This is a genomic window from Rhizobacter sp. P3_C12 (assembly GCF_056402735.1).
Genome location: NZ_JBFUGW010000265.1, coordinates 1 through 8,594, shown reverse-complemented (window position 1 = coordinate 8,594; position 8,594 = coordinate 1). Strand labels below are relative to the sequence as shown.

The 8,594-nt window shown below is 73.8% G+C and carries 4 protein-coding genes; all 4 read left to right on the top strand.

Features of this window, described 5'->3' with window-relative positions:
• On the top strand, window positions 1–749 hold a 749-nt coding region (locus AC1DXV_RS27730; protein WP_477936600.1), incomplete at its 5' end, for a PA2778 family cysteine peptidase.
• A gap of 172 nt (window positions 750–921) precedes the next feature.
• On the top strand, window positions 922–1,692 hold the full coding sequence (locus AC1DXV_RS27725) for a thioesterase II family protein (RefSeq protein ID WP_477873263.1): 771 nt from the start codon (window positions 922–924) through the stop codon (window positions 1,690–1,692).
• A gap of 12 nt (window positions 1,693–1,704) precedes the next feature.
• On the top strand, window positions 1,705–6,975 hold the full coding sequence (locus tag AC1DXV_RS27720; protein ID WP_477936598.1) for a type I polyketide synthase: 5,271 nt from the start codon (window positions 1,705–1,707) through the stop codon (window positions 6,973–6,975).
• A gap of 2 nt (window positions 6,976–6,977) precedes the next feature.
• A partial coding sequence (locus tag AC1DXV_RS27715) for a type I polyketide synthase (RefSeq protein ID WP_477936596.1) occupies window positions 6,978–8,594 on the top strand: 1,617 nt, incomplete at its 3' end.

The following is an 8,594-nucleotide window of genomic DNA, read 5'->3' as shown; positions in this document are numbered from 1 at the left end:
ACCCGGCGCTGCTCGCCGACGAGGTCTTCGTGCCCGCACGCGCCGGCAGCCTGCAGACCGAGATGCTGGCCGGTGCCCGCCGCCATGGGGCGGTCGCGACGCGCATCCCGGGTGAGCTCGACGCGCTGCTGCGCGAGCTGGCAGCCGGCCACCCGGTCGTCGTGTTGCAGAACCTGGGGCTGTCGTTCGTGCCGCTGTGGCACTACGCGGTCGTCGTCGGGCACGACCTGCCGCGCGGCGAGCTGCTGCTGCGCTCCGGCCGCAGCGAGCGCGAGCGGCTGCCGCTCTCGACCTTCGAGCACACCTGGGGCCGCTCCGGTTTCTGGGGCTTCGTCGCGTTGCCGCCGGGCGAGTGGCCGGCCACCGCGCACGCAGAAGCTGCCATCGAGGCAGCCGTCGGTTTCGAGCGCAGCGCGGCGCCGGCCGCTGCGGCCCGCGTGTACGCGTCGGCACTGCAACGCTGGCCGGGCAGGCTGAGCCTGCAGATCGGCTGGGGCAACAGCCTGCGCGCGAGCGGCGAGCCCGAGCAGGCCGCCGAGGTGTTCCGCGCCGCGGCCGAACAGCACCGCAGTGCGGCCGCCTTCATCAATTTGTCTGACACGCTGCTCGCGCTCGGCCGCCGCGACGAGGCGCAGCAGGCGGCGCGGGCCGCGCTCGCGCTGCACGACCGCTGGCAGGTGCAGGCTCGGCAGGCGCTGGATGAAGCCTCGCAGGAACCTTTGCAAAAGCCGTTGAAAACCGCACGCTGACCACGCATTCCAGGGGGCGCAGTTTCACTCAGATGGGGGGTCGTCCCGAGGGTGTCGCGACGCCCTTTGACTTTACATTGCTTCACTGGAAAGACACGGAGGATCACAGGCCGCACTTGGGCGGGCTCGACTCCCTTGTCGACGGCGTCGCGCGATGAGCCCAAATCCCTGGTTGCAACGGTTCACTCCCCGCCCCGCGGCGCGAGCCCGGCTGTTCTGCTTTCACCATGCCGGTGTGGGCGCCGCGGTGTATCGCCCGTGGCTGGCCGGACTGCCGGCCGAGCTGGAGCTGGTGGCGGTGCAACTGCCCGGCCGCGCGAACCGGCTCGACGAACCGCCGATGGACCGCATGCCAGCCCTGATCGACGCGCTGCTGCCGGCGCTGCGCCCCGAGCTCGACGACAAGCCGTTCGCGTTCTTCGGCCACAGCATGGGCGCCGTGCTGGCGGCCGAGGTGGCGCGTGCGCTGCAGGCGGCCGGCGCACCGGTGCCGGCGCAGCTGATCGTCTCGGGCCGCCGCCCGCCGCACTGGCCGGCCGCCGATGCGCCGCTGCACCGCCTGCCCGACGCTGCCTTCGTCGCCGAGATCCAGCGCCGCTACGGCGGCATTCCGGCCGAGGTGCTGCAGCATGCCGACGTGATGGCGCTGCTGCTGCCCAGCCTGCGCGCCGACATCGCCGCGCTCGAGACGCACCAGCCGCCGGCCGGCCGCGCGCCGCTCGAGTGCGCGCTGTCGGTGTTCGGCGGCAGCGACGACCCGCTGACGCCGCGCGCGCACCTCGACGGCTGGCGCGGCGAGACGCGCGGCCCGTTCCGCGTGCGCGTGTTCCCCGGCGATCACTTCTACCTGACCGGCCGGCGCGACGCGCTGCTGGCCGACCTGTCGGTGACGCTGGCGCCGTTGCTGGCGACCGCGCCGGCGAAGTCCCCCAGCTTCGCCTGACGAGAGGCTTCCATGAGCAGCACCGACAACGACACGCCAGCCCACGCTGCCGCCGCCGTTGTCGCTGCTGTTGTCGCTGATGTCGCGGTCGTCGGCATGGGCTGCCGCTTCCCCGGCGGTGTCAGCGATCCGCAGAGCTTCTGGCAGTTGCTGAGCGAAGGCCGCGATGCGATCGCCGAGATCCCCGCGAGCCGCATCGACCTCGGCCACTACCACGACCCGCGGCCTGCGACACCGGGCCGCATCATGACGCGCTGGGGCGGCTTCCTCGACGGCATCGAAGACTTCGACGCCGAGTTCTTCGGCATCTCGCCGCGCGAGGCCGAGCGGCTCGATCCGCAGCAGCGCCTGCTGCTCGAGACCGCATGGGAGGCGCTCGAAGACGCGGGCCAGGACCTGTCGCGCATCGATGCCGACCGGGCCGGCGTCTACGTCGGCCAGTGGCTCGGCGATTTCGAGGCGCGGCTGTTCAGCGATCCCGAGGCGGTCGATTTCTACATGACCACCGGCAGCGGGCGCTACGCATCGTCGGGCCGGTTGTCGTATGCGCTCGGCCTGCGCGGCCCGAGCCTGACGCTGGACACCGCCTGCTCGTCGTCGCTGGCCGCCATCCACCTCGCGGCGCGCGCGGTGCGGCATGGCGAATGCACGCTCGCGATCGCCGGCGGCGTCAACATCATCCTGCAGCCGCACATCAGCATCGCGTACTCGCAAAGCCGCATGATGGCGCCCGACGGCCGCTGCAAGTTCGGCGATGCGCGCGGCGACGGCTACGTGCGCAGCGAAGGCGCCGGCCTGGTCGTGCTGAAGACGCTCGCGCAGGCACGGGCCGATGGCGACCGCATCTACGCGCTGATCCGCGGCAGCGCGGTCAACAACGACGGCCGCAGCAGCGGTTCGATGGGCACGCCCAGCCGCAGCGGGCAGGAGGCCTTGCTGCGCAGCGCGTACCGCGACGCCGGACGTTCGGCCGCCGAGGTCGGCTATGTCGAGGCGCACGGCACCGGCACGCGGGCGGGCGATCCGGTCGAGCTGGGCGCGTTGTCCGATGTGCTCGGCGAGGGCCGCGCGGCGGGCGTGCGTGCCGCGGTCGGTTCGGTGAAGACCAACTTCGGCCACACCGAGGGTGCGGCCGGCGTGGCCGGTTTCATCAAGGCGGCGCTCGCGCTGCAGCACCGGCAGATCCCGGTGAGCCTGCATTGCCATGAGCCGAACCCGGCGATCCCGTGGGCGCAGATGCCGGTGGAAGTGGCGCGCGACGCACGACCGTGGCCCGCACAGGCGCCGCTGGCCGGCATCAGCGCGTTCGGCATCGCCGGCACCAATGCGCACGTCGTGCTGGAAGGGGCGCCGCAGGCCGAGACGGCGAGCGCCGACGGCACCGTGCCGTTGCTCGTGCTGTCGGCGCGCAGCGATGCCGCCTTGCGCGCGCTGGCGCTTCGCTACGCCGCGCTGCTGACCGCCGGCGCGCCGCTGGCCGACGTCTGCTGGAACGCCGCAACGCGCCGCACCGCGCTGGCGCAACGCGCGGCCTTCGTCGCCGACGACGCGCTGGCGATGGCGGCGGCACTGAAGCGGTATGCCGATGGCGAGGCGGCGGCGGCCGAGGGTGTCGCGCCGTCCGAGCGCCCGAAGATCGCGTTCATCTGCCCCGGCCAGGGCGCGCAATGGGCCGGCATGGCGCGCGAGCTGATGGCGCGCGAACCCGTGTTCCGCGCGGCGCTCGACGCCTGCGACGAAGCGGCCCGGCCGTTCGCCGACTGGTCGATCGTCGAGCAGCTCGCCGCCGAGCCCGGCAGCCCTGCGTACCGCCTCGACCAGATCGACGTGATCCAGCCGGTGCTGGTCGCGCTCGCGTGGGCCTATGCCGCGCTGTGGCGCGCGCACGGCATCGAGCCCGACGCGGTGGTCGGCCACAGCATGGGCGAGGTCGCGGCCGCCGCGGTGGCCGGCGCGCTCAGCCTGCCGCAGGCGATGCGCATCATCTGCCGCCGCAGCGCGCTGATGCGCCGCACCAGCGGGCAGGGCGCGATGGCGCTGGTCGAACTGGGCATGGCCGAGGCGCAGGCCCGCATCGCCGGCCACGAGGAGCAGGTCGCGGTGGCCGTCAGCAACAGCCCGCGCTCCAGCGTGATCTCCGGCGACCCGGCCGTCGTGCAGGCGCTGATGGCCCAGCTGGAATCCGAAGGCGTGTTCTGCCGCCTGGTCAAGGTCGACGTGGCCTCGCACAGCCCGCAGATGGCGCCGCTCGCGGCCGAACTCGCCGCCGAGCTGCACGACCTGCAACCCCAGGCCACGCGCGCCGCGCTGTACTCGACGGTGCTGGCGCGCCGCGCCGAAGGCGCCGAGCTGACGGGCCGCTACTGGGCCGACAACCTGCGCCAGCCGGTGCGCTTCGGCGCGACGGTGCAGCAGCTGCTGGCCGACGGCATCACGGTGTTCGTCGAGCTCGGGCCGCACCCGGTGCTGCTGCCGTCGGTGCAGCAGACGGCGCAGGCCGGCGGGCACGAGGTCACGACGATCGCCTGCGCACGCCGCGACGAACCCGAGCTGCCGGCCCTGCGTGCCGCGCTCGGTGCGCTGCACTGTGCCGGCGGCGTGCTCGACTGGTCACGCATGCTGCCGCGCGGCCGCACGCTGACACTGCCGACCTACCCGTGGCAGCGCGAACGCCACTGGATCGCCGCGGCCGACATCGCCCCGGCCGGCGTGCAGGGTCATGGCCCGGTGGTCGACAGCCGCCATCCGGTGCTCGGTGCCGGCATCGCGCTGGCCGGCATGCCGGCGGGCGCGCTGTGGAATGTCTCGATCGACCCGGGCCGCGTGCCGGCCTGGTTCGCGCATGCGCTGCATGGCAGCGCGGTGCTGCCGGCGTCGGCGTGGCTGGAGCTGTCGCTGGCTGCCGTGCAGGCGCTCGCGCCGGGCGCCGGTGTGCAAGGCCTGCGCTTCGATCGCGCGCTGCACCTGCAGCCCGATGCCGCAAGCGCGCTGCAGGTGCAGGCCGTGGCCGGCGCGGACGACGTGCTGGGCTTGAGCTTCCAGACCCGCGGCGACGGCGCGTGGACGCTGCACGCACAGGCCCACGTCGCGCCGATGACTGCGGTCGCGCACGACACCACCGCGCCGGCGCGCCTGCGCACGCAACCCGCAGTCAGCGCCGCGGATTTCTACGCACGCCTCGATGCCGCTGGCGCGAAATTCGGCCCCACGCTTCACGGCATCGCGCAGGCCTGGTTCGTGCCCGCCGAAGCGCTGGCCCAGCTGGCGCCGATGGCCGACGAGCGCTTCGCCATCCCGCCCGCCGCGCTCGACGCCTGCTTCCAGCTGATGGTGACGCTGGCCCCGCCCGGCGCGCTGTGGCTGCCGACGCGGCTCGATGGCGCGCGTTGGCTGCGCCCGCTGACCGGACCCGGCTGGATCCATGCCCGCGCGACCGCGCCGCAAGGCGATGGCGAGCCGGTGCGCGTCGATGCGCTGCTGTTCGACGAGCAAGGCCCGGTGCTGCAGCTCGACGGCCTGGTGCTCGAGCGCCTGGGCGCCACGGCCCGTGCCGATGCGGCCGATGCGTTCTACGCGTTGGCTGATGCCGAGGCAACGCTGACACCGAAACCGCAGGCCCGCGAATGGGCCGTGATCGGCGACCGCGGCGGCCTCGGGCAGGCGCTGCAGCAGCGCGGCGCGACCGTCCATCGGCTCGCCGATGCGGCGGCGCTGGCTGGCCTCGCGCCGTCGGTCCGCCTCGATGTCGTCGACCTGCGGCCGCTCGATCTGCAGTCAGTCGGCGACGTGCCCGCGCTGCACGCCCTCGTGCAGGACGCGCAGGCCGTGATCCGCCTGCATGCCGGCATCGACGTGCGGCTGTGGCTCGTGACGGCTGGCTCGCTGGCGCAGGCGCCGTTGTCGGGCCTGGCCGCGACGCTGGCCGCGGAGCACGGCGACCGCTTCGGCGGGCTGGTCGAACTCGATGGCGGGCTCGAGGCCGTGATCGACGCGGTGCAGGCCGATGCCGGTTCGTGCACGCTGCGCGGCGGCCGCTGGACGCGCCCGGTGCTGCGCCGCGTTGCGCCGCAGCCGGCGCTGGCGTTGCCGTGGCGCCCCGATGCGAGCTGCCTGCTGACAGGCGGGCTCGGCGGTGTCGGCCGCCATGTCGCCGGCTGGCTGGTCGCGCAGGGCGTGCGCCACCTGGTGGTGCTGGGCCGCACGCCGCTGCCGCCGCGCGAGCAGTGGGCTGCCACATCGTCGCAAGCGACGCCGGCGGTGCAGGCGGTGCGCGAGCTGGAAGCCGCCGGCGCCCACATCGACTACGTGCCGGTCGACGTCGCCGACGAGACCGCTCTGGCGGGTTTCCTCGCGCGCCACCGAGCCGAGGGCCGCCCTCCCATCCGCAGCGTGATCCACGCGGCCGGCATCACCGACGACACGCTGCTGCACGAGCTCGGTGCCGCATCGCTTGCCGCGGTGCTGGCGCCGAAGCTGCAGGGCGCGTGGAACCTGCACCGCGCGCTGCCCGAACTCGATCGCCTGGTGTTCTTCTCGTCGATGGCGGCCGTGATGCCGCAGGCCGGCCAGGCGAGCTATGCCGCCGCCAACGCCTTCCTCGATGCGCTGGCGCGCCAGCGCCGCGCGCAGGGCCAGCATGCGCAGAGCATCGGCTGGGGCGTGTGGGCGCAGACCGGCGTGATGCGCGGCGAGGCCGGCCGGCGCCAGCTCGACGAGCTGCAGCGCCAGGGCATCGGCGGCTTCGCGCCGTCGCAGGCGCTGGCCTTGCTCGGCGACGCGCTGCGCCAGGACGTGCCGCACCTGCTGGTGATGCCGGTCGATTGGCGCGCGATGCGCAAGAGCCTGGGCGCACGCGAGGTGGCGTTGCTGAACGAGCTGCTCGCCGATGCGGCGGCACCGGTGGCCGATGCGCCCCTTGTCGAGAGCAGCGACCCGGCCGAGCGCCGCCGCGCGCTCGACCGCGCGGTGCGCGACGTCGTCGGCCGCGTGCTGAAGCTGACGCCGGCGAAGATCGATGCCCGCAAGCCGCTCGGCACGATGGGCCTGACCTCGCTGATGGCGCTGGAGCTGCGCAACCGGCTGGAGCCGCTGCACGGCAAGCCGCTGTCGGCGACGCTGGCGTGGAACTACCCGACGGTCGATGCGCTGGTGGCGTTCCTGGCGGGTGAGCAGGAGCCGGCAGCGGCTGCACCTGCGGCACCCGCGGCCGTGGCGCCGGTGCTGGCCGGCGTTGCCGAACTGTCCGACGAAGACGCGGCACGCCTGCTGCGCAAGAGGCGCTGAGCATGACCGAGCACACCGACCCCGTAGCCCGGATGCCAATCCGGGATTCGTCATCCGAAGCCGCACCCGGATTGGCATCCGGGCTACAACAGCTCTCCGCCGTCAAGCTCGCGCTGATGGCCCAGCAGATGCGCGCGCAGAGCGAGGCGCTGATGCGCGCCGACCCGATCGCGATCGTCGGCATGGGCTGCCGCTTCCCCGGTGGCGCCGACAGCCCCGAGGCGTTCTGGCAGGTGCTCGTCGACGGCGTCGATGCGGTGCGCGAGGTGCCCGCCGACCGCTGGGACGCCGACGCCCTCTACGACCCCGATGCCTCCGCGCCCGGCAAGTCCGCCACCAAGTGGGGCGGCTTCATCGACCGCATCGACGGCTTCGACGCCGCGTACTTCGGGATCCTGCCGCGCGAGGCCGAGCGCATGGACCCGCAGCAGCGGCTGTTCCTCGAGGTCGCGATGGAGTCGCTCGACGACGCCGGCCTGACGCGCGAGCGCCTGCGCGGCAGCCGCACCGGCGTCTTCATCGCGAGCTACCACAACGACTACCAGCTGCTCGAATACCGCGACCCCGAGGCGATCGACGCGCGCACGCTGACCGGCACCGTGCACAGCGTGCTGGCGAACCGCCTGTCGTTCCTGCTCGACCTGCGCGGCCCGAGCATCTCGGTCGACACCGCCTGCTCGTCGTCGCTGGTCGCGATCCACCTGGCCTGCCAGAGCCTGCGCCACGGCGAGAGCGACATCGCGCTGGCCGGCGGCGTCTCGCTGATGGTGACGCCCGACCTGATGATCTCGCTCAGCAAGGTCGGCTTCATGGCGCCGGACGGCCGCTGCAAGACCTTCGACCAGAGCGCCGACGGGTTCGGCCGCGGCGAGGGCTGCGGCGTGATCGTGATGAAGCGCCTCGCCGATGCCATCGCCGACGGCGACCGCGTGCTCGCCGTGGTGCGCGGCTCGGCCGTCAACCAGGACGGTCATTCGACGCTGCTCGCCGCACCGAACGGGTTGGCGCAGCAGGCGCTGATCCGCGAGGCGCTCGCGTCGGCGCAGCTCGCGCCGGGCCGCATCGGCTTCATCGAGGCGCACGGCACCGGCACGCCGCTCGGCGACCCGATCGAGGTCGAGGCGCTGGCCGCCACCGTCGGCCGCGCCGACGCCGGCGGAGGCACCTGCTGGCTCGGCGYCGCGAAAGCCAACCTCGGCCACATGGAGGCCGCCGCCGGTGTCGGCGGCGTCATCAAGACCGTGCTCGCGATGCGGCACGAGTTGATCCCGCGCCAGCTGCATTTCAGTCAGCTCAACAAGCACCTGTCGCTGGACGGCACGCGGCTGCGCGTGGCCGCGCAACCGGTGCCGTGGCCGGCGGGCCCGCAGACGCGCTGCGCCGGCACCAGCTCGTTCGGCGTCGGCGGCACCAATGCGCACGTGATCCTCGAAGAGGCGCCGCGCCTGCCGGCCGACGAACCGTCCGCCGACGGCGAACCGCGGCTGCTGCACCTGTCGGCGCAGAGCGAGCCGGCGCTGCGCGCGCTGGCGCAGGCCTGGAGCGAGTTCCTGCCCGGCAGCGCCGCAAGCCTGGCCGACCTGTGCCACAGCGCCGGCGCACGCCGCTCGGCGCTCGAC